This is a genomic window from Flavobacterium sp. F52 (assembly GCF_000278705.1).
GTDB classification, from domain to species: domain Bacteria; phylum Bacteroidota; class Bacteroidia; order Flavobacteriales; family Flavobacteriaceae; genus Flavobacterium; species Flavobacterium anhuiense.
Genome location: NZ_AKZQ01000030.1, coordinates 81,311 through 105,079, shown reverse-complemented (window position 1 = coordinate 105,079; position 23,769 = coordinate 81,311). Strand labels below are relative to the sequence as shown.

At 34.7% G+C, this 23,769-nt stretch carries 24 protein-coding genes; 14 read left to right on the top strand and 10 right to left on the bottom strand.

Annotated elements, in window-relative coordinates; all coding sequences use genetic code 11:
• Positions 1–17: 17 nt before the first annotated feature.
• Both FF52_RS15575 and FF52_RS15570 read right to left on the bottom strand, forming a co-directional pair.
• Positions 18–464, bottom strand: a complete 447-nt coding sequence (locus FF52_RS15575; RefSeq protein WP_008466993.1) for a hypothetical protein — start codon at positions 462–464, stop codon at positions 18–20.
• A 66-nt stretch (positions 465–530) separates the two neighbouring features.
• Positions 531–941, bottom strand: a complete 411-nt coding sequence (locus FF52_RS15570; RefSeq protein WP_008466991.1) for a group III truncated hemoglobin — start codon at positions 939–941, stop codon at positions 531–533.
• Between the two features lie 376 nt (positions 942–1,317).
• Here FF52_RS15570 and FF52_RS15565 point away from each other — a divergent pair, with 376 nt between their 5' ends.
• Positions 1,318–3,483 (top strand): RICIN domain-containing protein, encoded by a 2,166-nt coding sequence (locus tag FF52_RS15565; RefSeq protein WP_008466989.1) that lies wholly within the window; start codon positions 1,318–1,320, stop codon positions 3,481–3,483.
• Positions 3,484–3,562: 79 nt separating this feature from the next.
• Here FF52_RS15565 and ilvA read toward each other — a convergent pair whose 3' ends face one another.
• From ilvA to FF52_RS15545, 4 genes are all read right to left on the bottom strand, one after another.
• Positions 3,563–4,807: a threonine ammonia-lyase IlvA gene (ilvA, locus tag FF52_RS15560; protein WP_008466988.1), complete on the bottom strand. Its 1,245-nt coding sequence runs from the start codon at positions 4,805–4,807 to the stop codon at positions 3,563–3,565.
• Positions 4,808–5,062: 255 nt separating this feature from the next.
• Complete coding sequence (locus FF52_RS15555) at positions 5,063–5,599, bottom strand: DUF4136 domain-containing protein (RefSeq protein WP_008466985.1); 537 nt, start codon at positions 5,597–5,599, stop codon at positions 5,063–5,065.
• A 103-nt stretch (positions 5,600–5,702) separates the two neighbouring features.
• Entirely contained in the window at positions 5,703–7,679 is a 1,977-nt protein-coding gene (locus FF52_RS15550; protein ID WP_008466982.1) for a urocanate hydratase, read from the bottom strand.
• 444 nt (positions 7,680–8,123) lie between these two features.
• Positions 8,124–8,309, bottom strand: a complete 186-nt coding sequence (locus FF52_RS15545; protein WP_008466980.1) for a DUF5522 domain-containing protein — start codon at positions 8,307–8,309, stop codon at positions 8,124–8,126.
• Positions 8,310–8,423: 114 nt separating this feature from the next.
• Here FF52_RS15545 and FF52_RS15540 point away from each other — a divergent pair, with 114 nt between their 5' ends.
• From FF52_RS15540 to hemL, 4 genes are all read left to right on the top strand, one after another.
• On the top strand, positions 8,424–8,759 hold the full coding sequence (locus tag FF52_RS15540) for a hypothetical protein (protein ID WP_008466978.1): 336 nt from the start codon (positions 8,424–8,426) through the stop codon (positions 8,757–8,759).
• Positions 8,756–9,664: a 1-aminocyclopropane-1-carboxylate deaminase/D-cysteine desulfhydrase gene (locus tag FF52_RS15535; RefSeq protein ID WP_008466977.1), complete on the top strand. Its 909-nt coding sequence runs from the start codon at positions 8,756–8,758 to the stop codon at positions 9,662–9,664. The genes FF52_RS15540 and FF52_RS15535 overlap by 4 nt, the downstream gene beginning before the upstream one ends.
• On the top strand, positions 9,657–10,556 hold the full coding sequence (locus tag FF52_RS15530) for a glucosaminidase domain-containing protein (protein ID WP_008466975.1): 900 nt from the start codon (positions 9,657–9,659) through the stop codon (positions 10,554–10,556). The genes FF52_RS15535 and FF52_RS15530 overlap by 8 nt, the downstream gene beginning before the upstream one ends.
• Before the next feature lie 71 nt (positions 10,557–10,627).
• Positions 10,628–11,914 carry a glutamate-1-semialdehyde 2,1-aminomutase gene (gene hemL, locus FF52_RS15525; protein ID WP_008466974.1) on the top strand — a complete coding sequence of 429 codons (1,287 nt, stop codon included), beginning with the start codon at positions 10,628–10,630 and terminating at the stop codon, positions 11,912–11,914.
• A gap of 44 nt (positions 11,915–11,958) precedes the next feature.
• Here hemL and FF52_RS15520 read toward each other — a convergent pair whose 3' ends face one another.
• Positions 11,959–12,399, bottom strand: coding sequence for a hypothetical protein (locus FF52_RS15520; RefSeq protein WP_008466973.1), 441 nt, complete (start codon positions 12,397–12,399; stop codon positions 11,959–11,961).
• Positions 12,400–12,681: 282 nt separating this feature from the next.
• Between FF52_RS15520 and FF52_RS15515 the strand changes: the two genes are divergently transcribed.
• The 9 genes from FF52_RS15515 to FF52_RS15475 all read left to right on the top strand — a co-directional run bounded on the left by FF52_RS15515 (position 12,682) and on the right by FF52_RS15475 (position 21,223).
• On the top strand, positions 12,682–14,151 hold the full coding sequence (locus tag FF52_RS15515) for an MFS transporter (protein WP_008466972.1): 1,470 nt from the start codon (positions 12,682–12,684) through the stop codon (positions 14,149–14,151).
• A gap of 6 nt (positions 14,152–14,157) precedes the next feature.
• A complete protein-coding gene (locus FF52_RS15510) occupies positions 14,158–15,207 on the top strand; it encodes a hypothetical protein (protein WP_008466971.1) in 1,050 nt (349 codons plus the stop codon).
• Between the two features lie 129 nt (positions 15,208–15,336).
• The gene (locus tag FF52_RS15505; RefSeq protein ID WP_008466970.1) at positions 15,337–17,553 is read left to right on the top strand and encodes a molybdopterin oxidoreductase family protein; all 2,217 of its coding nucleotides are present in this window, start codon (positions 15,337–15,339) and stop codon (positions 17,551–17,553) included.
• Between the two features lie 19 nt (positions 17,554–17,572).
• Positions 17,573–18,142 (top strand): 4Fe-4S dicluster domain-containing protein, encoded by a 570-nt coding sequence (locus FF52_RS15500; RefSeq protein ID WP_008466969.1) that lies wholly within the window; start codon positions 17,573–17,575, stop codon positions 18,140–18,142.
• A gap of 11 nt (positions 18,143–18,153) precedes the next feature.
• The gene (locus tag FF52_RS15495) at positions 18,154–18,663 is read left to right on the top strand and encodes a ubiquinol-cytochrome c reductase iron-sulfur subunit (RefSeq protein ID WP_008466967.1); all 510 of its coding nucleotides are present in this window, start codon (positions 18,154–18,156) and stop codon (positions 18,661–18,663) included.
• Between the two features lie 18 nt (positions 18,664–18,681).
• Positions 18,682–18,933: a DUF6755 family protein gene (locus tag FF52_RS15490; RefSeq protein ID WP_008466966.1), complete on the top strand. Its 252-nt coding sequence runs from the start codon at positions 18,682–18,684 to the stop codon at positions 18,931–18,933.
• Positions 18,934–19,003: 70 nt separating this feature from the next.
• A complete protein-coding gene (locus FF52_RS15485) occupies positions 19,004–19,492 on the top strand; it encodes a DUF6985 domain-containing protein (RefSeq protein WP_008466965.1) in 489 nt (162 codons plus the stop codon).
• A 94-nt stretch (positions 19,493–19,586) separates the two neighbouring features.
• Positions 19,587–20,600, top strand: coding sequence for a 2-hydroxyacid dehydrogenase (locus FF52_RS15480; protein ID WP_008466964.1), 1,014 nt, complete (start codon positions 19,587–19,589; stop codon positions 20,598–20,600).
• A 26-nt stretch (positions 20,601–20,626) separates the two neighbouring features.
• Positions 20,627–21,223 carry a hypothetical protein gene (locus FF52_RS15475; protein WP_008466962.1) on the top strand — a complete coding sequence of 199 codons (597 nt, stop codon included), beginning with the start codon at positions 20,627–20,629 and terminating at the stop codon, positions 21,221–21,223.
• Positions 21,224–21,279: 56 nt separating this feature from the next.
• Here the strand turns inward: FF52_RS15475 and FF52_RS15470 are convergent, their stop codons facing one another.
• The 3 genes from FF52_RS15470 to lysS all read right to left on the bottom strand — a co-directional run bounded on the left by FF52_RS15470 (position 21,280) and on the right by lysS (position 23,605).
• Positions 21,280–21,585, bottom strand: coding sequence for a type II toxin-antitoxin system RelE/ParE family toxin (locus FF52_RS15470; RefSeq protein WP_008466960.1), 306 nt, complete (start codon positions 21,583–21,585; stop codon positions 21,280–21,282).
• Complete coding sequence (locus FF52_RS15465) at positions 21,570–21,803, bottom strand: hypothetical protein (protein ID WP_008466959.1); 234 nt, start codon at positions 21,801–21,803, stop codon at positions 21,570–21,572. Before FF52_RS15465 ends, FF52_RS15470 begins: the two co-directional genes overlap by 16 nt.
• A gap of 98 nt (positions 21,804–21,901) precedes the next feature.
• The gene (gene lysS, locus FF52_RS15460; RefSeq protein ID WP_008466958.1) at positions 21,902–23,605 is read right to left on the bottom strand and encodes a lysine--tRNA ligase; all 1,704 of its coding nucleotides are present in this window, start codon (positions 23,603–23,605) and stop codon (positions 21,902–21,904) included.
• Positions 23,606–23,769: the final 164 nt, after the last annotated feature.

The following is a 23,769-nucleotide window of genomic DNA, read 5'->3' as shown; positions in this document are numbered from 1 at the left end:
GATAAAAGAAATGCTGTTTAGCAGTCATTATTTTCATAATTCACCTTTTCCATAGTCTTTTCGAAATTTTCAATTTCTTTTTTAGTCATTGCAGCTTCTTTGAGATCAACTTTTAATTGTTTCTTAGTGTCTGGACTAATCCATAAACCGGTAAATGTATTTCCATTTTTCTGCAAAATTAAAACACCGCTAAAGCCATGTTCTACCATAACAAATTCGTTTTCTTTCTTTTTGCCCTGAGTAATATTCAGCTGAATCCAATTGTTAGATTTATTATAGCGGTACATTGAAGTAAACATTAAATCTGCAGTACAGGGATTTTCTTCTGTTTTAATGTAAACTGTTATGGGAGTTTTTCCGTCAACAGTTCCTTTATATAAATTAGAAACTGAAGTTTGAGATTGTGCTGATAATTGATTTAAAAATGAGAAGCAGATTGCAATAAAGAAAATTACTTTTTTCATAAATAGATTTTGGGTTGATTCATTTAATCAAATATAAAATTCTGCTTTGTATTTGAAAGAAATTCTTTAAGATTTTTTTACTGTATTTCTCATTTCATTTTCTGCATTTCTAAAATATTCAATTTTATGGCTGAACATAAAGGCCATATTCGTAGCACGCATTTTAGCTTCTTCTGTTATTGGTCCCGCAAATTGCGAATCAATTGTTGAATTAAAAATAGCAATCCAGCGGTCAAAGTGTGTTTTGTCTACAGGTAATTGTTTATGCGGCGGAAAAGGTGTTCCAGAATAAGCGCGAACATCAAATAAAATGGTTTGCCAGAAATTGTACATTTTTTGCAGATGAGGTTCCCAGCGATCTTGTAATTTATCATTAAATATTGGCCCGATTAGATCATCCTTTCTAACATTTGCATAAAAGCTATTAACCATTTGCTGGATGTCTTCTATTGTCGAAATATCTTTTAAAGCTGTCATTTTATTGTATTTTAAATAAACTGCAAAAATACAATATATCTTTCTTTTGCTTTCCTGATAATTGTCATATGCCCTTTATTTGCTAGGCAAAATCATGTTTTGTAAGGAATTGTATAGATTTTACATTTTATGATGAGTTATTTCGATTTTGACAAGTAAGTTTTTTATGATTTTTAATTTTCTAAAATATTGTTTTTCAATGTATTGTAGAACAATAAGATGAGTTTTTGTTATATCTGTTTTTTTAATTTGATGTGTATTTGTAAAGTTAAAAAATTGATAATTTTGTAAAAATACTCATAATATTGTGTTGTTTTAGTAAAATAAAACTGAATAAATAAGAAAAAACTAATTATCAAACCAAAACCACAAAAGAATGCACAAAACTACTCAAACACCTACAATTCGGGTACGTAAAGCGTTAAAACTATTATGTTGCAGTACGCTTTTATTCATGAACAGCTTAAATGCTCAGACGGTAACTCCGTGGATGACTACAGGAGATCAAAGTAAATTATTACAGCAGCAGGCAACTGTAAGCTTCGGAACCAATTCGGGAACAAATGCTTCAACCGTAACAGTAAATGCAGGAACGACCTATCAAACCATGGACGGATTCGGTTATACACTTACCGAGGGAAGCTGTGAAGTTATTTCTGGAATGGCAGCGACTCAGCAAAACCAATTGTTGAATGATTTATACAATCCGACAACAGGATTAAATGCAAGCGTTGTTCGTATCAGTATTGGAGCTTCAGATTTAAGCAGTTATTCCTACAGTTATAACGAAACTTCGGGAGATACGAACATGAACAATTTCAGTTTGAATGGACCTGATTTAACCTATTTAGTTCCAATTCTTAAAAAAATCCTGCTAATTAACCCAAACATCAAAATCTTGGCAACACCTTGGTCTGCACCGAGGTGGATGAAAACCAATGGTTCTTGGGTTGGAGGATCTCTACAAACGCAATATTATGCAGCGTATGCAAAATACTTCGTAAAATATTTTGATGCAATGAAAGCACAAGGTATTAATATTTGGGCAATCACACCGCAAAATGAACCAGAAAATCCGCATAATGAGCCAAGTATGCTGATGAATTCTACCGAACAAAAGAATTTCATCAACCAGCAGCTTGGTCCGCAAATGGCTGCCGCTGGTTACGGAAACATTAAAATCATTGCCTTTGACCACAATTGTGATAATACGGCATATCCTATTGATGTTTTAAACAATAGTTCTTATGTAGATGGAGCGGCATTTCACTTATATTTAGGGAATATCTCCGCAATGTCAACAGTAAAAAATGCTACTAATAAAAACGTTTATTTTACGGAACAATACACGGGTTCTGGCGGAAGTTTTAGCGGCGATTTTGGCTGGCATATGCAGAACGTTGTTATTGGAAGTACCAATAACTGGTCTAAAACAGTTTTAGAATGGAATGCTGCCAACAATTCAAGTTTAGGACCACGCACTCCAGGAGGATGCAGCACTTGCTTAGGTGCTATTACAGTAAATAGCAGCACAAGTTATACTAAAAATGTAGCGTATTATATTATTGGTCAGATTTCAAAATTTGTGAAACCGGGTGCTGTGCGAATTGGGGCTTCAAGCACAAACAGCAGTATTCAGTCTGCTGCTTTCAAAAACCCTGACGGGTCAACTGCACTTGTAGTATACAATTCTGGCGGCTCATCAAATACAATAAAAGTGGTTTCAGGATCTTCGGCATTTAATTATGCTGTTCCAGCTTCATCAGCAGTTACTTTTACTTGGAGCTCTGGAGCGCCACCTACTACCGAATTTCCTGGATATTATAACATTATTTCAAGAAACAGTAACAAAGGTTTAGATGTGGCTGACAATGCCACTACGAGCGGAAGTAGAATTCAACAGTATGATGTAACGAATGGTGGAGGAAGTAATCAGCGTTGGAAATTTGTTTCTGACGGAAGCGGTAACTATTACATTATCGTAAAATCGACTGGAATGTATTTGGCTGTTGAAAATAACGGAACAGCTGATGGATTAAAAGTACAGCAGAAAACATTCTCGTCTTCAAATGAATTCAAATGGACGGTAACAAGTCTTGGCACAGGTTATTATAAAATTATAAACGTAAACAGTGGCAAATCGCTTGATGTTGAAAATGTTTCTACAGCAAATGGTGCTAATATTCAGGTTTGGTCTTATACAGGAGGGTTAAATCAGCAGTGGCAGTTGGTGCAGGTTGAATCTTCTACAGCAAAAAGTGCTTTAGCAGCACAAACGACTGTAGTTGAAAATACAAGCTCAAATGATATGACTATTTTTGTGAATGAAACAGATGATTCTCTAAAAATTGATACGAATCATGAAGGAGATGCTGAAGTGCAAGTTTTCAATATTACTGGACAGCCAGTTTTAAAGAAGAATGTAAAATTTGTAAAAGGAAATCAAGCAGAAGTAGAGATTTCTCGATTGCCAAAAGGCGTTTACATTGTGAAAGTTAACGATAGTAAAGGTTCGTATTCGAAAAAAATCTTGAAGCAATAATTACATCCACAATTCAATTAGTAATTTGTATTGAATTTGAAAAGGCTGTCATCCCATCTGACAGCCTTTGTTTTTTATTTTATCCAATTAATTGCGTAAACAAATCCTGATTGTCGTTCAGATATTGAAACTCAAAACCATTTTCGGTCATTTTCAATTTGATTGGCATAATGTCGTTTTTGTTTTTCAATTCTAAACCAACCACAACAGAACCTACTTCGCGACTATTTTTCTTAGCAAACTGGAAATACGTGATGTCGTCATCTGGACCTAAAATATTATTGACAAACTCTTTTAAAGCTCCTGGACGTTGTGGAAACTGAATCATAAAATAGTGCATTAAACCTTCGTAAAGTAAGGAGCGTTCTTTTATTTCTGCAGTTCTTTCAATATCATTATTGCTTCCACTTACGATGCAGACCACATTTTTGTCTTTAATTTTATCTTTATAAAAATCCAAGGCAGCAATTGTTAAAGCCCCAGCAGGTTCAACCACCATGGCTTCTTCATTATACAATCTTAAAATTGTGGTGCAGACTTTTCCTTCTGGAACCAGAATAATATCTTCTAAGTTGTATCGGCAGATTTCAAAAGTCTTGTCTCCAACTTGTTTAACTGCTGCACCATCAACAAATTTATCGATTGTTTTTAATGGCGTATTTTTGTTTTCTTCGATTGATGTTTTCATCGAAGGAGCACCTTTTGGTTCAACACCGATTATTTTGGTATGTGGACTTAAATGTTTAAAAACTTCAGAAAGACCAGAAGCCAGTCCGCCTCCGCCGATAGGAACAAAAACATAATCGATTGGTTCTTTAAAACTTTCTAAGATTTCTAATCCAACAGTTCCTTGTCCAGCGATAACTTTTTCATCGTCAAAAGGATGTATAAATGTTTTATGATTTTTGATGGCATCGGCAGTTGCAGAAGCGTAAGCATCATCAAAAGTATCTCCAGTTAAAACAATTTCAACAAACGATTTTCCGAATAGTTGAACTTGTTTTACTTTTTGTTTTGGAGTTGTTTTTGGCATGTAAATTTTGCCATGGATCTTTAAGAGATTACAGGAATAAGCAACACCTTGAGCATGATTCCCTGCGCTGGCACATACAATTCCGTTTGCTTTTTCTTTTTCGTTTAACGAAGAAATCTTATTATAAGCGCCTCTAATTTTATAGGAACGAACAATTTGTAAATCTTCTCTTTTTAGTAAAATAGTCGATTCAAATTCGTGTGAAAGATTCAAATTTTGCGTTAAAGGCGTTGCGGCCACTACATTTTCAAGATGCTTTTGGGCATTAAGTACTTCTTCAAATAAACTCATGATGTTTTGTTTTTTTGCCACGAATTCCCGAATTATTTTTTATATCCTTTGAACAGATAAATTTTCGAATTCGTGGCGACTTTTTAATTATCCTTAAAATAAAAAACCTCCCAATTGGGAGGTTTCTATAAATTATATTTTACAAACTTATATAGCACCTCGCCATTATTGCTGAATTGCAATAATGCTAATAATAGCGATAATGTTGTTAAAGTTTGTCATTTTTTTTACTGATTGAATGACAAATGTAAAAAATTATTTTTTTACTGGCGGATATTGAGCTAAAATTTTGCCTACAAACTCAGCAATTTTTTCATCTTTTTTGTAGATGTTTCTTGTCAAAGTTCCAATTCCTTCACCTTGCCAAATCATTTCTTTCTTTTTAGCATCGATCAAATCAATGTATAAAGTTCCTTCAGTAGAAGTAGAAACTGTAGTTTGTCCTCCATACATCATGTAAGGATTCCAACCCCAACCCCAGCCATAACCCCAGCCAGCGGTAAATTGGTTTACATCAACTTGCTCTCTTGACTTAGTAAAGATGTTTACTAACAAATCTGGATTATCGCTTTTTGTAAAACCTTTAGCTTGCATTTGATCATCAATTGCACGTAGAATTCTTCTTTTGTCTAAATCTGATATTTCGACCTTGTCAATTCCGGGCTTAAAATAGGCGTACGTTTTATAAGGCGTAAAATCGACAGTTTTGTCATAATCAGAATAAACAGTCACGGTACTGCAAGAAGTAAGTATCAGCAGTAGCAAAAACGGAATTAACTTAAGTGTTTTCATATTTCTAAGAATTAATGTTCTTTTTTAAGTCTGTCAGGCTGAGTAGAGTCGAAGCCCTTTCATTTCTATAAACCTTCGACTTCGCTCAGGATGTTATGTTATTTTAAAGCAAACTTTCATCAACTAAATTAGGCAAAGTTACTTTCAATAGTGGCTCAACTTCCATAGCTCTTTTTATGGCAAAAACAGCACCTTCATTTCTTGCCCAGCTTCGTCTTGAAATTCCGTTGTTAACATCCCAGAAAAGCATTGAAGCTAAACGCTTTGAAGCCTCTGTAGAACCATCAAGAACCATACCAAATCCGCCATTTATAACCTCTCCCCAGCCAACTCCGCCACCATTATGTATTGATACCCAAGTTGCTCCTCTAAAGCTGTCTCCAATCACGTTATGAATTGCCATATCGGCTGTAAAACGAGAACCGTCATATATGTTTGAAGTTTCTCGATAAGGAGAATCTGTTCCAGAAACGTCGTGGTGATCGCGTCCTAAAACCACAGCACCAATTTCGCCTTTTGCAATCGCTTGATTAAAAGCTTCGGCAATTTTAATTCTTCCTTCGGCATCAGCATAAAGAATACGAGCTTGAGAACCTACAACCAATTTATTTTCCTGCGCACCTTTAATCCATTTGATATTATCCTGCATTTGCTGCTGAATTTCATTTGGAGCAGTTTCAGCCATTTTTTCTAAAACTTCGCAAGCAATGGCATCAGTTTTTAATAAATCTTCTGGTTTTCCAGAAGTGCAAACCCAACGGAAAGGGCCAAATCCGTAATCAAAACACATTGGTCCCATAATATCCTGAACGTAACTAGGATATTTAAAATCGATATTATTTTCTGCCATTACATCAGCTCCAGCCCGCGAAGCTTCTAATAAAAAGGCATTTCCGTAATCGAAAAAGTAAGTTCCTTTTGCAGTGTGTTTGTTAATAGCATCTGCGTGACGACGTAAAGTTTCCTGAACTTTTTCTTTGAATAATTCCGGATTATTTGCCATCAAATCATTTGCTTCTTCAAATGAAATTCCAACTGGATAATAACCACCAGCCCACGGATTATGAAGAGAAGTTTGATCTGAACCTAAATCAATTTTGATGTTTTCCTGATCAAAACGTTCCCAAACATCCACCACATTTCCTAAATAAGCGATTGAAACCGTTTCTTTGTTTGCTTTCGCTAAAGCAACTCTGGCAACCAATTCGTCAGTAGAAGTTACCACTTCATTAATCCATTCTTGTTCGTGACGGATTTTAGTGATTTTCGGATTTACCTCTGCACAAACTGTAATACAACCGGCAATATTTCCAGCTTTTGGCTGTGCGCCCGACATTCCGCCAAGACCAGAAGTTACAAATAAACTTCCTTCTGGATTTTGTTTTATTTTTCTGAAACCATTTAAAACTGTAATGGTTGTTCCGTGTACAATTCCTTGAGGACCAATATACATATAACTTCCAGCTGTCATTTGCCCGTATTGCGAAACCCCTAAAGCGTTCATTCTTTCCCAATCGTCAGGTTTTGAATAATTCGGGATTACCATTCCGTTTGTAACCACAACTCTCGGAGCTTCTTTATGTGAAGGAAATAATCCCATCGGGTGGCCAGAATACATCGTTAAAGTTTGCTCATCTGTCATTTCAGACAAATATTGCATTGTCAATAAATATTGTGCCCAATTCTGAAAAACAGCACCGTTTCCGCCATAGGTAATCAATTCGTGCGGATGTTGCGCCACAGCATAATCCAAATTGTTCTGAATCATGTGCATAATGGCTTTTGCCTGCAACGATTTCCCTGGATATTCGTCAATTGGTCTTGCGTACATTCTATAATCTGGACGAAGACGATACATATAAATACGTCCGTATATTTCTAATTCTTTTGAAAATTCAGGAATTAATTCCGCGTGATGTTTTGGATCGAAATAGCGCAAAGCATTTTTAAGAGCCAATTTTTTCTCTTCTGCCGAAAGAATTTCTTTTCGTTTTGGAGCATGATTAATCGCTGGATCGTATTCCTTTTTTGGTGGTAATATATTTGGTATTCCTTGTTGTATTTGTTCTTTGAAAGTCATTTTCTTTTAGAGATGCTAAGTTGCTGAGAATCTAAGATGCTAAGGTATTTTAGCTAGATTAACAACAGATTAATTTTTGTTTTTTTTAATTATGTCGTCTCGCTGAGGCTTTATGTGACAAACGTTTAAATGATTTCTATAAATATTTCGCTCCTCTGGAGCTGATAAAATAAAGCCTTGGAAAGGGGTAATATTAATAGAAAACAATAATCACGCAATACAAAAGCTCCAGCGGAGCGAAATAGGTGCAAATGAATATTATCTGTGATAATTTTCAAATTGTCACATTTTCTAATTAAAAAAAACTAAGGATAACGGATATCCGACCTATGATAGGACTTGTGGATCGTAATCCTGAATTTTCGTGAATGGATATCCATCTTAATATTTTAGGTTGTTGATTTTAGATTTTAGAATTATCTAATTGACACATTTTCAAATTATCTAATTCGCTTTTCTTCTTATTTCTCCTGTTCTTTTATCAAATCCGTACGGGCAATGACGGCAGCCGCTTTTACAGCAATAACCACGTTTTAAATGATGTTTTTCGGTAAAGCACTTATAACCTTCGGGCGTATAGTAAAAATCTTCTCCTTCGATCAATTTATTTTCATTACTTTGCTCTTTCATAAATCTGCTTCGCGTTCTTTTTCGAATAATTAAAATCAAAAATAAAAATATTTGATTATGATTTTATTGAAATCGAACAATTTTATAGCAACAAATTTATAAATTTTACAGCCAATGTTTCTGATTGTTGCCAAATATTTAATTCCGAAAGGTTATCGAGGAATGGCTGTATTTCCGTTTGTTTTGGTAAAATATGATTTTGATAAAGCAAATGGAGTTTTTGTTAATCATGAAAAAATACATTTAAGGCAGCAGTTAGAACTTTTGATCATTCCGTTTTTTGTCTGGTATTTTTTTGAATATCTAATTCGTTTGATTCAATATAAAAACAAAGATTTAGCCTATCGAAATATTAGTTTTGAAAGAGAAGCCTATACAAACGAAACTGATTTGAGTTATCTCAAAAAGCGATCATTTTTTCAGTTTCTGAATTATATCAAATTAAAATGAATCCAGTTTTCAATCAATCCATAAATATTCAATTTCCGAATGATATTTCGTTGACAATAAAGCGTGAAGATTTAATTCATCCGTTTGTTTCGGGAAATAAATTCAGAAAGCTGAAATACAATTTGCTTCAGGCGAAAGCCAATAATAGAGACACTTTATTGACTTTTGGAGGAGCATTTTCCAACCATATTGCTGCTGTCGCTTATGCGGGAAAAGAGCAAGGTTTTAAAACTATCGGAATCATTCGCGGAGACGAACTTTTCGATAAAATAGAAGAAAATCCAACGCTTAAATTTGCTCAAGAAAACGGAATGGAGTTTGAGTTTGTTTCCAGAGAAGAGTATCGATTAAAAAATGAAGCGTCTTTTATTAAGAAAATGAAAGACAAGTTTGGTGATTTTTATTTAGTTCCAGAAGGCGGCACAAATGAACTCGCTGTAAAAGGTTGTGAAGAGATTTTAACAGAAGAAGATTCGGTTTTCAATTACGTTTGCTGTGCGGTTGGAACTGGAGGTACGATTTCTGGATTAATTAATAGTGTGTTGCCAAATCAGAAAATTTTGGGGTTTCCCGCGTTAAAAGGTGACTTTTTAAACGATGAAATTCGTATTTTTGCAAAAAAAGATAACTGGAATTTAATTTCTGACTATCATTTTGGAGGTTATGGCAAGATAAATTTAGAATTAATTGAATTTATTAATGCTTTTTTTGAGAAAACAAAAGTGCCCTTAGATCCAATTTATACAGGAAAGATGGTTTTTGGCGTTATAGATTTAATCAGCAAAAATTATTTTCCTGCCCATTCAAAAATTTTACTCATTCACACAGGCGGATTGCAGGGAATTGACGGAATGAATATAAAGTTGAAGCAGAAGAAATTACCAATACTCAAAACCAATGATTAAAAAAATTGTATTACTTCTCGTAATATTAGCTTTAGCAAGTTGCTCATCTAGTAAGCCTGCCATCGCGACGACTAAAAAAGCGGCAGCAGTTCAGTCTAGAACAGCTGCAACAAAAAGAGGCACTCCTGCTAAACCAATAGGTAAAAATTATCCTTCTACAAATAATACAACTGAAGTTATTCAATCTACATCAAAAACAGTTGTTACAAGCGATTTAATTAATAATTATGTGTTGCAGTATAAAGATATTGCAATGGGAAACATGAAAACTTACGGAATTCCAGCTAGTATTATTTTAGCGCAGGGAATTTTAGAATCTGGTGCAGGAAGAGGAGATTTAGCTGTAGATGCTAATAATCATTTTGGAATAAAGTGCCATAACGATTGGTTGGGAGAAAGTGTTCGCCACGACGATGACTCGGCTCAGGAATGTTTTAGAAAATATCCTCAGGCATCAGAATCGTATAGAGATCATGCTTTATTTTTGGTTGGGAAAAAACGATATGCGACCTTATTCACTTACGAAAAAGACGATTACAAATCTTGGGCAAAAGGTTTGAGAGCAGCAGGTTATGCAACAGATCCGAAATATCCAGATAAATTGATTAGTTATATTGAAAGATACAATCTGCATCAATATGATTGTCAGGTTACAGGAAGAAACTATGTGCCAATAAATACCTCGGCTCCAACAAAAAAATCATCTTATGATGTAGCCTCTGATCCAAAGATCAATATGAATCAATACGATCCGAATTTATATGAAGTTCAAAAAGGAGATACGCTCTATTCCATTTCAAAGAAATTCAATCTATTGGTTGAAGATTTAAAAAGAAAAAATAATCTGACTGATAATGCAATTTCGATCGGACAGAGGTTGAAAGTGAAATAAGTTTTCAGTTTTAGTGTTCAGTCGCAGTTTTCAAACAATCTAAAATCTAATATCAGAAATCTAATATTATAATGTTATATAAAAGAAGTAGTCAGCTTTTTGCTGAAGCAGAAAAAGTAATTCCGGGAGGAGTAAATTCACCAGTAAGAGCGTTTAAAGCGGTTGGCGGAACTCCGATTTTTGTAAAAAGTGCTAAAGGCGCTTATTTATATGATGAAGACGGAAACAAATTAATAGATTATATTAACTCTTGGGGACCAATGGTTTTGGGGCATGCTTATCAGCCAGTTGTTGATGCTGTAATCGAAAAAGCAAAACTAGGAACTTCATTTGGAATGCCAACAGAATTGGAAACTGAAATTGCAGCTTTGGCTGTTTCTATGGTTCCGAATATTGATAAAATTCGTTTTGTAAATTCTGGAACAGAAGCTTGCATGAGTGCGATTCGTTTGGCTCGCGGATTTACAAAAAGAGATAAAATCATCAAATTTGCAGGCTGTTACCACGGACATTCAGATTCATTCTTGATTCAGGCGGGAAGTGGAGCTGTAACTTTTGGTTCGCCAAATAGTCCAGGAGTTACACAAGGAACTGCAAAAGATACTTTGTTGGCAAAATATAATGATTTAGAGAATGTAAAAACTTTAATTGATGCTAATAAAGGAGAAATTGCAGCCATTATTATCGAAGCAGTTGCAGGAAATATGGGTTGTATTCCGCCTGCAAAAGGTTTCCTAGTAGGTTTAAGAGAATTGTGTACAGCAAACGGAATCTTATTGATTTTTGATGAGGTTATGACAGGTTTCCGTTTAGCGCGTGGTGGAGTTCAGGAATTATACGGAATTGATGCAGATATCGTGACTTTCGGAAAAGTTATCGGTGGTGGGCTTCCAGTTGGAGCTTTTGCAGCTCGTGAAGAAATAATGAATTATTTAGCGCCTCTTGGGCCGGTTTACCAAGCGGGAACATTGTCTGGAAATCCGTTGGCAATGGCAGCGGGATTGGCAATGCTGAAAGCACTTGATTCAGACAGAGAAGTTTTTACACGTTTAGAAGAAAAAACGGCTTATTTAGAAGCAGGAATCGATAGAGTGTTAAAAGCTAATAATGTTGTGTTTACAATCAATAGAGTAGGTTCTATGATTTCTGTTCACTTTGATGCAGATCCCGTTACCGATTTCCAAACGGCTGCAAAAGGAGATAACGAAACGTTTAAGAAATTCTTCCATGGATTATTGCAAGAAGGCGTTTATATCGCGCCATCTGCATACGAAACGTGGTTTATTACAGATGCATTGACTTACGAAGATTTAGACTTTACCATCAATGCGATAGATAAAGTATCAAAAACATTTTAAATAGAAAAAGAGGCTTTTAAAAGCCTCTTTTTTTATGCGCCAAATTATATTTTATCTTGTTTGCGCTCTTTCATTTTTTCCCTCATTTTGTCTTTCTTCTCCTCTTGAAGAGCTTTCCATTTTGTGTATTGGTCAGCTTTTAAGATTGATTTCATTTTAGCATCATTTGCTGCGACTTCGTCTTCCATTTGTTTTTTGAAAGCTGCCTTTTCTTCAGCAGTTGGTTTTGTGTTGCTGTCTTTTTTTTCTTTTCTAGCTTCTCTAAATTTTTCGGCTTTTGCGCTTCTATCTGCTAAAAGCTGTTTTACCTGCGATTGCTGGCTAGCATCTAAATTTAATTCTGTAGTCAGTTTTTGAAGCTGTTTCTCATTACGCTGTTCTGGAGTCATTCTCTCTCTTTGCTCACGCGTCGGTTTTTGATCCGTTTCTTGTGCAAAACTTGCTATTCCAACAAATAACATAGCTGCGATAAATAATTTTTTCATATTCAAGTTTTTTAATTGTTTACAGATTAGACTTTATTAATTAAAACAGGTTTAATCAATCATTTGAAATTGTGTTTTATTTAACAGATTGATTACCAGTTTTTAAAAGAATGAATATAAATAAGATTATTATAACGCTAAATATTTGACAGTAAGTACTTTGCTTTGGATTTTTTTTTAACTTTAGTAAACTATTGCTTTTCTGTTGTTTAGGAAAACCAAATTCCATGATTCCCATATTTAGTAATAGATTTTCAAAAACACAATTTAATACTTTATTCTATGGCAGATCTTTCCCAAGCCCACCGCATTCTTTTTTTAAACACTTTGGCATTTGCAATCTGTTTTGCATGCTGGACACTCAACGGAGTACTGGTCACTTTTTTAGTTGATAAGGAAATTTTTAACTGGAGTGTCGTACAGATCGGCTGGCTTTTAGGGATTCCTGTTCTTACAGGATCGATTATGAGATTGCCAATGGGAATTTTAACCGATAAGTTTGGAGGTAAAATTGTGCATTCTGCTTTATTGATTTTAGCATCAATTCCATTGTTTCTTTTGCCCTTCGCTACTTCTTTTACTGTTTTTGCTATTCTAAGTTTCTTATTCGGAATGGTCGGAACTAGTTTTGCTGTAGGTGTAGCATCAACTTCTGTGTGGTATCCAAAAGAATGGCAGGGAAGAGCTTTAGGAATTTTCGGAATGGGAACTGCAGGAGCCTCAATTACACCATTTCTTGCACCTTCTTTATTAAGTACATTTTCAGAAAGCGATCCTGAAAATGGTTGGAAATGGCTTCCTATTCTCTACGGTTCTGCTTTATTATTGATGGGAATTGTATTTCTGATTTTTGCCAAAAACAAAAAAAGTGAAGCACAATCTAAAACAGTAAAACAATTATTGCAACCCTTAAAGAGAGTGCGTGTTTGGCGCTTCGGAACTTATTATTTCTTAGTATTTGGTTCGTTTGTGACTTTCTCGCAATGGCTTCTGCCAAATTTTATGAATGTCTATCACACAACTTTAGTTTTAGGCGGAATCTTTACTTCTTGTTTTAGTTTGCCTGCGGGTGTTGTGCGCGCTTTTGGAGGTTTTTTGTCGGATAAATTCGGGGCTAGAAAAGTGATGTATTGGGTTTTGAGTTCTTCAGTCGTTTTAAGCTTTTTACTATTATTTCCGAAAATGGATATTACAACATCAGGAAGCGGGTTGTTATCTAGCAAAGCAGGAACAGTTACGTCTGTAGCGCCAGATAAAATAGTAATAGATGATAAAGAGTATAACATCGCTCAGAAAGATGAAAGTCAGCCACATTCTAAATTTTTTCCATCCAAAAGAACATGGCAGGAAGTGGTTGTAGAGCAAAACCAAAAAGTGCAAAAGAAGGATTTATTGGCAGAAGGAATTACACAAATTCATTTTGAAGCCAATATGTGGGTGTATTTAGTTTTGGTTATTCTAATAGGAATTTCGTGGGGAATTGGTTCTGCCGCTGTTTACAAACATATACCAGATTATTTTCCTAATGAAGTAGGTGTAATTGGCGGAATGGTTGGACTCTTAGGCGGTTTAGGCGGATTCTTCGGCCCAATTATTTTCGGGTATTTATTATCATTTACCGGATTCTGGACTAGCTCGTGGCTTTTTATTCTGGCATTATCTCTGACTTGTTTAATCTGGATGCATCGTGTAATTGTGAAAATGACAAAAGAAAAACTGCCTGAAATGGCTAAAGATATTGATCGAAAATAATCTGTCATGAAAGAAAAAACATTTAATACAAAAGCTTTATTAATTGCAACAGCAGCTTCGCTTTTTATGGTTACATTGGTTTTCTATGGATCCAGACAACTTCAAAATTTCGATGCAGCTTTGGTTACCTATCTGTTCGGAACTCTGTTTGCATTTTTCGGAGTGGTGTATCGATACACGGTTTGGCTGCAGCGACCTCCAACTTGGATGTATTTCAAACGTGGCATTCATTTTCTCTTTACAGGAAAAGTATTTTCGCATTTGTGGTTTTTAGGAAAAGAATCAGTTCAGAATATAGCTTTTCAGAAATTCATATATCCAAGAGGAAAATACAGATGGCTGGCTCATTTTTGTATTGCAATTGGCTGTTTTTCTGCTTTTGCAATTACTTTTCCGCTCACATTTGGATGGATTCATTTTACCTTGGCACCCAATTCCATTTCCGTTTACGAAGCTCATTTTTTTGGTTTTAAAGTAATGGATTTCAGATTGGATTCTATCATGGCATTTCTGACTTTTCATGCCTTAAACTGGTCTTCTTATCTGGTTATTTTCGGTTCTCTTTATTATTTAAGAAGACGTTTAACCAATCCGGGATTAATTGCCACTCAAACTTTTGAAGGCGATTTGCTGCCACTTCTTTTACTAATTGCAATCTCGGTTACTGGTTTATGCCTGACGTATTCGTATCAGTTTATGAAAGGATTCGCGTATGATTTTCTAGCCGTAATTCATGCCGTAACGGTTATTATGTTTTTGATATGGATTCCCTTTGGAAAATTCTTCCACATCATTCAGAGACCGGCTCAAATTGGTGCACACATTTACAAAAAAGAAGGAATAAAAAAAGGAATGGCCATGTGCAAAGAAACTGGAAAACCATTTACGACTCAGCTTCATATAGATGATTTAAAAATTGTAACCAAACAATTAGGTTTTGATTTTAGTGATGATGAAGGAAATTCACACTTGGATTTAAGTCCCGAAGGAAAACGAGATCGTTTAGCAAAAGCACATTTAAAAGCAAGAATTGAAGGCGGAAATTTATTTGGATAATTTTTAAAGTCACAGTTTTCAGTTTACAGAAGCAAATTGTGTGATAAAATGGAAATATTAAAAAAAGTAATAGTGGCAGTTTTTAGTTTAGAACTGAAAACTGCGACCGAAAACTAAAAACTAAAAAAAATGGCAAAACTACCCGTATCAACTGAAAAAATAATTGAAGCATTTGGTCCGCATCTGAATTATACGCCAAAAGAAGGGTATTCTGGGCGTGATGAACCAGATAAAACGGTAAAAACGCATTGCTGTTTCTGCGGCATGCAGTGCGGTATTCAATTATCTGTGAAAGACAATAAAGTGGTTGGTTTTGAGCCTTGGATGGAATTTCCGTTTAACGAAGGTCGTTTGTGTCCAAAAGGTGTTCAGCGTTATATGCAAAACAATCACCCAGATCGATTATTGCATCCCATAAAAAGGGTAGAGGGCAAAGGATTTGAACAAACCACTTGGGATGAAGCAATGAATAAAACCGTTTCTGAAATCAAAAGAATTCAGGAAAAGTACGGCAAACATGCTTTTTCTATGTTATCAGGGGTTTCGCTTACAAACGAAAAAAGTTATTTGGTTGGGAAGTTTGCTAGAGTGGCTTTAAAAACAAGAAATTTAGATTACAACGGACGCCTTTGCATGGTAAGTGCGGGCGCAGGAAATAAAAAAGCATTTGGTTTAGATCGCGCTTCAAACAATTATTCAGATTTAGAATATGCTGAAGTTATTATAGTTGCTGGAGCCAATATCAGCGAAACGTTTCCCACTTTAACTCATTGGATTTGGAAAGCCAGAGATCGAGGTGCAAAACTGATTGTTGTCGATCCGCGTGTTATTCCGTTAGCAAGAACTGCCGATATTCATTTGGACGTAAGGCCAGGAACCGATTCTGCTTTGTATGGTGCAATGCTGAAATATCTCGTAGATCACGATATGTTAGATCATGATTTTATAGATAATCACACTTCAGGGTTTCAGGAAACAATTGATGCTGTAAAAGAGTATACGTTAGAATGGGCAGAAGAAATTACTGGAATTTCGAAAGAAAAAATTAAAGAAGCGGCTGAATTATGGGGAAAAGCAAAAACTAGCTTTTTACTGCACGCAAGAGGAATTGAACATCACTCAAAAGGAGTAGATAATGTTTTGGGATGTATTAATCTGGTTTTGGCAACTGGAAGAATTGGAAGACCCTATTGCGGTTATGGAACGATTACTGGACAAGGAAATGGTCAGGGCGGAAGAGAGCACGGTCATAAATGTGATCAGCTGCCTGGAAATCGTGATATCGAAAATATGGATCATCGAAAATACATTGCCGATGTCTGGAAAATTAAGGAAGAAGATATGCCGCATAAAGGCATTACAGCTTATGAAATTATAGAAGCGATTCACAGTGGTGAAATAAAAGGATTGATTTCGATTTGTTTTAATCCGTTAGTATCTCTTCCAAACAATAATTATGTGCGTTCTGCTCTAGAAAAATTAGAGTTTTATGTGGCAATAGATTTCTTTTTGAATGAAACTGCCCGTCATGCGGATATTGTTTTAGCGGGTTCATTGCAGGAAGAAGAGGAAGGAACAACAACTTCAGCCGAAGGACGAGTTATCCGAATACGGCAAGCTGTAACACCTCCGGGAGAGGCCAGAACTGATACTTCTATATTATTAGAATTGGCTAAAAGGTTAGGAGAAGAAGATAAGTTTACCTACGCTGACAGTGAAGCTATCTTTAATGAACTGCGTATTGCTTCAAAAGGAAGTACAGCCGATTACAATGGAATTACTTATAAAAAAGTAGAAGATAATATGGGCGTTTTCTGGCCATGTCCAACCGAAGACCATCCTGGAACGCCAAGATTATGGGAAGATAAAAAGTTTGCAACTCCAGATGGAAAAGCACATTTTAATCCTGCTCCATATAAATTGCCAGGAGAAATTACAGATGAAAAATATCCGATAATATTAACTACGGGACGGGTTGTATCTCAGTATTTAAGCGGAACACAAACAAGAAGAATCGGAAAACTGGTAGATCAGTTTCCAGAACCGTTGTTGGAAATTCATCCGGAAATGGCTCATAAATATAATATTCAGCAGAGAGAACTAGTGAAAGTTTCTACGCGAAGAGGTGAAGGAATTTTCCCTGCCAATATTGTAGAAACCATTCGAAAAGATACCGTTTTTATTCCCTATCACTGGCCTGGGAAAAAATCAGCCAATCAGCTAACGCCCGGAACATTAGATCCGATTTCTAAAATTCCAGAATTTAAAGTTTGTGCGTGTAAGTTGGAACCTTTGGGCGAAATCGAAAATTCATCAGACAAATCAAATGCTTATGCAAGTGTTTAATCTATAAAAAGCAACAATTATGAACTTAACTAATTATAATAAAAATGAAGAGTTTTTTGTAGACTTACAAAGATGCATAGGCTGTAAAGCCTGCGAAATGGCCTGTTCGGAATGTGAAACGAATGGACAGGAATCGATGATTCATGTTAATTATGTTGAACGTGCCGTAACAATTCAAACCACCGTTCAGGTTTGTATGCATTGTGAAGATCCTGTTTGTGCGAATGTTTGTCCAGCTGATGCGATTTCGCAAGATGAATTCGGAGTAGTTCATACCGCAAATACAGAACGCTGCATTGGCTGCTCCAATTGTGTAATGGCTTGTCCGTTTGGAGTTCCAAAGAAAATGGAAGAATATGATTTGATGATGAAATGCAATATGTGTTATGATAGAACCAGTGTTGGTAAAAAGCCAATGTGTGCTACGGTTTGCCCGAGTGGCGCCTTGTTTTACGGGACTCGTGAACAAATCGAAGAAATGCGCCCAAACAGTACACCTGTAAATTCGTTTGTATTTGGAAAAGAGCGCGTAAATACAAAAGTAAATATCATGATGCCTAAGGGAAGCAACGAATTACGAATATTCTAAATCTAAAATCCATGTCTAAAGAAGATAATTTAAAAGAAAATTGGAAAAAAGATTTTCCTTATAAAAAGCAGGAATCGACACAGGTCAGCCGACGTGATTTTGCTAAATTCCTTACGCTGGTTTCTGGAGGTTTAATGGTGGGTAGCGGATTGGTAGCAGCAAAAGCGTATTTGCTGCCAGGAGAAGAAGTCGTAGGAGAACATTTTGTTTGCGAAACAAAAGATATTCCGTTAGGCGGGACAAGGGGTTTTGTGATTGAAGGAAGTACCATTCCCTATATTTTGGTACATTTAGAAAGTGGCATGTTTAGAGCTTACGAACAAAAATGTACACATCTTTCTTGTGCGGTTTATTACAAGCCAGGAACAGGAATAATTCATTGTCCTTGTCATGAAGGTTCTTTTGATGCTCTAACAGGAGATGTTATTGCAGGACCTCCGCCAAGAGCTTTGCCTCAGTTGGAAGTAGTTTTAAAAGGAGAAAAAATTTTTGTAAAAGCTTTTGAAAATAAAGCGAGTTAATCGTTTAAGAAATATATTATGAGTACATTTAGAAAAAGCCAAAATCAGGCAAATCCTAATAAGTTGAATGTTATTCTGTCTACTTTAATATTTGTTTTGATCTTAAATGTAAGCATCCAGATTTGGTTATTATATGCTGCTTTAAACAATGCATTAGATAATAATAAAGAAATTTTGATTCCCGCATTTATAGGTTCGCTTATTTTATTTTTAATTGGTTTTGGATGGCTGTATTATCTGCCAAAAGGAAATTTTAAAAAGAATAAATAAGCTTTTAATATTATATTTATAACTTGTTACAAACTTCATTAAGCTTTAAGTTTGTAAAAAAGTATAGATTATGAATCATAAATTTTGGGGAGAAATTCAAGAAGACTGGGCAGGGATTTCAGGTGATAAGCTTTTTAAAATTTCTCATTTTAAAGATGATGAAATTCAAGTTTTTTTAGGAGAAGAATTTGATGAAGATGGAGAAGAAATCGAAGAATTTCCAACAAATGAAGAATTAGATGATTTTGAGAAAACGTATAGTAGTTTTTTAGAAAATATTGAAGATGTTATATTTCAAATAAAAGAAGAAACTTTTCTTCGCTATAAAAAGATTTATGCGAAATATTATGAAGACCCAAAACAATCAGGAGAGGAGCCTTTAAATATTGATACAAAAGAAAAACATTTTGAATATATTAGAGAAGTATTATACATACGAATTTTAAAAAGAAATGAGATAAAAATACCAATTCGTTATGATTTAGATACCGAGCATGGTATTGAAATTAAATTAAGAAATAATAAAGTAGTGGCAGTTGGCGGAATAGCCGAGACGTAATATGAATAAGGAGCTTAATAAGCTCTTTTTTTATGTCTTAAATTTACTTTAAAATAAAATCCGTAATTTTAAGGAACTATTCAAAATCAAATTTATGAAGTCCAATAGCAACAAAATCGCCTTTTTCTCTACTCAGCCTTACGATAAAACGTTTTTCAATAAATACAACGAAGACTTTGGTTTTCAGTTGAACTTTTTTGAAACACAGTTAAATCCGCAGACTGTGGCTTTAATTGAAGAGTGCGAGATTGTTTGTGTTTTTGTAAATGATATTGTAAACGAAACGGTCATTAAACAATTGGTAGAAAAAAAGGTAAAAATAATTGCTTTGCGATGTGCTGGTTTTAATAATGTCGATTTGGAAGCGGCTAAAAAGCACCACATAAAAGTCTGCCGGGTTCCCGCATATTCTCCTCAAGCAGTTGCCGAACATGCCATGGCCATGATTTTAACTTTAAATAGAAAAACACACAAGGCTTATAATAGAGTTCGTGAGCAAAATTTTTCTTTAAACGGTTTATTAGGTTTCGATTTGTTCGGAAAAACAATTGGAATTATTGGAACAGGGAATATAGGAAAAGCATTTTCTAAAATTGCATTAGGTTTTGGCTGTAATGTTTTGGCTTATGATATTGTTGAAAACGAAGAAATGAAAAAAAACGGCGTTTCTTTTGTTGGGTTAGAAGAAATCTTTAAAGCGAGTGATATTATTTCGCTTCATTGTCCACTAAATGAGCAGACTAAACATGTTATCAATACCACTTCTATTTCTTTTATGAAAGATAATGTTATGATTATCAATACAAGTCGTGGTGGCTTGATAGAAACGTCTTCAGTAATTGAAGGTTTAAAAGAAGGAAAAATTGGTTATTTAGGAATTGATGTTTATGAACAGGAGGAAAAACTGTTTTTTAGAGATCTTTCGGCAGATATTATTCAGGATGATGCGATTCAGCGTTTGATGAGTTTTCCGAATGTTTTGGTAACAGCGCATCAGGCGTTTTTTACCAATGAAGCTTTGACACAGATTGCTTTGGTGACTTTCAATAATATAAAATCGTTGCTGTCGCAAAATGATATTGAAAATAAAGCAGCATTGCTGGTGTAAATTATGACGAATTTAAAATTTCAATAATGAAAAATAAGATTTTAATTCTGATCGCAATTCTGGCATTGAGTTCTTGCCAGAATAAAGAAAATTCGAAAAATATTGTAAAAATGGTTGTTCAAGATACATTGTCTAAAACACTTGGTGGAACGGCAAATTTGAGTGAAGTTACTCCAAAAGAAGACAAGGCAACAGAGCTAATACGTAAGCAATTGTTAGTTGTATTAAAGAGTGATATTCCTGCACTGACAAAAGACGATCGTTTCTTTTATTATGATGCTTTCGACTTAAATAATGATAAGAAAAATGAATATTTGGTTGGCTTCTCAAATTCTTATTTCTGTGGAAGCGGAGGCTGTTCAGGTTATATTTTAAATAATAACGGTACTGTAATAAATCGCTTCACGGTAACCGATTTCCCAATTTATGTAACCACTTCATCAACAGAAAAATTTTATGATTTGATATTTCAAAGCGGAGGGAAATTTCATCTTTTAAAAATGAAAGGCGGAAAATATCCATCCAATCCATCAGTTCAAGAAGTTGTAAAAGGCGATGTTTCAAAAGAAAGTACAAAGGTTTTAGATATTCAAGGAGAGAAATTGGAGAAGTATTCGTTTTAATCAGATTATTTTAAATAGAAAACCCGACAGTTAAAAAAATCTGTCGGGTTTATTTTTTATTTTTTTAGAATTTTAGAAAGGATTTTGGGATTTCTTCTGTTATCCCAAAATGCTATAACAATTAATTCTTTTGGAGTTACTTTATAAAAGATATTATAATGGCCTAACGTTGAGGATCTGATATCTGGAAAGCTGGTTTTAACATAAATCTCAGGATTTTCAACTAAGAATTTAGTTCTTTGTGTTATTTCTAAAACTAATTTTCTTGAATACGTTTTTGACTTGTTTCTTCTGTTCCAATAATTCAATATTTTTCTTCTTTGATTAACTGCGGCATTAGTCCAAATTATTCTGACAGCCATTCTAGATCTTCTTTATCTAAATCTTCTTGAGAAATAACCCTTCCATATTTTATATCTTCTTCACTTTCTCTCAGCATATCTAATTCATAGTCTTCAAATTGATAAATATCTGATGTATCTGCATTTTTTAGAAGATTTCTAATTTTCTCCAGAAGACTGACATCTTCAATATTTTTTAGTTTATCAAAAATTTCTAATTTTATTTCTAAAGTGCTCATAATAATGCATTTTAATTAATCAAAGTTATGTAAATAAAACGAAAAACCCGATAAGTTATAAACCTATCGGGCTGTATTTATAATAAAATAGGACAAAATTACCCCACCAATTCTACAAACTTAAACTCACCATCCACAACAACTTTAGTTAAACCGTGTTTAGATAAGTTTTTCATAGAAGCATCCCATTTTTTACCGCTAAGATTAGCTGAAACTTTTAGCTGAGATAAATCCATTTTATTCTCGTTTCCTTTTAATAAAGTCACGATTACTTTTTCTTCTTCTGTCAATTCGATCTGAGCTTGTTTTTTCTCAGGACGCATTTGAGGGAATAATAAAACTTCCTGAATAGAAGCGTTATTCGTCAAATACATAATCAAACGATCCATTCCAATTCCCATTCCAGAAGTTGGAGGCATACCGTACTCAAGAGCTCTTAAGAAATCTTCGTCGATAATTCCATTTGCTTCATCATCACCTTTTTCAGAAAGACGCATTTGATCTTCAAAACGCTCTCTTTGGTCAATTGGGTCATTTAATTCAGAATACGCATTTGCGATTTCTTTTCCGCAAACCATTAATTCAAAACGCTCAGTCAAATCTGGATTATCGCGGTGCTCTTTACAAAGCGGAGACATTTCTTTTGGATAATCTGTAATGAAAGTTGGCTGAATATAATTTCCTTCACATTTTGCTCCGAAAATCTCATCGATTAATTTTCCTTTACCCATTGTTTCGTCAACCTCGATTCCCATTCCTCTCGCAGCTTCAAACAATTCCTGTTCTGTTTTTCCAGAAATATCAAAACCTGTAAAATGTTTGATAGAATCTGTCATGGTAACACGTGCATAAGGTGCTTTAAAGTTGATTTTATGCTCGCCAAAAGTAACTTCGCTAGTTCCGTTAACGGCAATTGCACAATGCTCTAATAATCCCTCTGCAAAATCCATCATCCAGTTGTAGTCTTTGTAAGCTACATATATTTCCATTGCAGTAAATTCAGGATTATGCGTTCTGTCCATACCTTCGTTACGGAAGTTTCTAGAGAACTCATAAACACCTTCAAATCCACCAACAATTAATCTTTTTAAGTATAACTCATTGGCAATACGCATGTAAAGCGGAATATCAAGCGAGTTGTGATGCGTAATAAATGGTCTTGCCGAAGCCCCACCAGGAATTGACTGTAAAACCGGAGTATCTACTTCAAGATATCCTGCATTGTTAAAGTATTCTCTCATAGCAGTGAACAATTTAGTTCTCTTAAGGAAAGTTTCTTTTACTTGCGGATTTACAGTTAAATCTACATAACGCATTCTATAACGTAATTCAGCGTCATTGAAAGCATCGTGCACTTTTCCGTCTTCATCAACTTTTGGTAATGGTAACGGACGTAATGTTTTACTCAAGAAAGTGAAACCAGTTACACGAATACATTTTGCACCCACTTGTGTAGTAAACAATTCACCTTCAATACCAATAAAATCTCCTAAATCGGTTAATTTTTTGAATACTTGGTTGTATAAAGTTTTATCGTCACCTTCGCACAAAACATCACGATTCACGTACAATTGAATACGTCCTTCGCTGTCTTGCAATTCAGCAAAACAAGCTTTACCTTGATCACGAACACTCATCAAACGTCCTGCAACGATAACCTTCTTACCTTCCTCAAAAGTTTCCTTTATCTGCTTTGATGTATGATCTACAGGAAAAAGATTAGCTGGATAAGGATTGATTCCCAGATTGCGTAAGTTTTGAAGTTTTTCTCTTCTGATGATTTCTTGTTCTGATAATGCCATTTTTTGTGCTATTTTTTTAAGTGTGCAAAGATAAAGAAAAGAATGCAGATTTTAGAATGGACTTTTTAGATTTTTTGTGACATCAATTTATTGGCTTTCAACCATCTTTAGCAAACATTGATCGCTATAAGAATAAATTCGTTTTTAACAAATATAAAACATGG